Source organism: Sphingobium sp. FG58 (genome assembly GCF_057809055.1).
The window spans coordinates 1-717 of sequence record NZ_JBMDJF010000064.1; the positions used below are offsets into that span (position 1 = coordinate 1).

At 55.6% G+C, this 717-nt stretch carries 1 tRNA gene and 1 rRNA gene; both read right to left on the reverse strand.

Annotated features, from left to right (window positions below):
• Positions 1–80: 80 nt before the first annotated feature.
• Positions 81–157, reverse strand: a tRNA-Ile gene (locus ACODR8_RS19975).
• 224 nt (positions 158–381) lie between these two features.
• Positions 382–717, reverse strand: a 16S ribosomal RNA gene (locus tag ACODR8_RS19980); the annotation flags it as partial.

Below are 717 nucleotides of genomic sequence, written 5' to 3' on the forward strand. Positions count from 1 at the left end.
GGATCGAACCGATGACCTGATGCTTGCAAAGCAACCGCTCTCCCAGCTGAGCTAAGGCCCCGTATGAGGCTGGCACTGACTGGTGGGCCGGGGAGGAGTTGAACCTCCGACCTCACGCTTATCAGGCGTGCGCTCTAACCACCTGAGCTACCGGCCCCAGTGCTTCGTCAGAAGCGAACCTCTGACAAAAGCAGTGCTACGCAGGCTGCTTGTTCAGCAGCGCGAGGCGCTTTGGAGCCTGCTCAGCTATCAGCCAAACGACAATAAAGCGTTTAGCTAATCTCTAGTGATGAAGGGACATGAGGACGGCGGCATATGTTCTTTGGAATGGAGGAAGCTCTTTTCCAGTCAAGCTGGAACGCTTTCCGCCGATATCCTTAGAAAGGAGGTGATCCAGCCGCAGGTTCCCCTACGGCTACCTTGTTACGACTTCACCCCAGTCTCTAAACCCACCGTGGTCACCTGCCTCTTGTTGCCAAGTTAGCGCAGTGCCTTCGGGTGAATCCAAATCCCATGGTGTGACGGGCGGTGTGTACAAGGCCTGGGAACGTATTCACCGCGGCATGCTGATCCGCGATTACTAGCGATTCCGCCTTCATGCTCTCGAGTTGCAGAGAACAATCCGAACTGAGACGACTTTTGGAGATTAGCTACCGATCGCTCGGTTGCAGCCCACTGTAGTCGCCATTGTAGCACGTGTGTAGCCCAGCGCGTAAG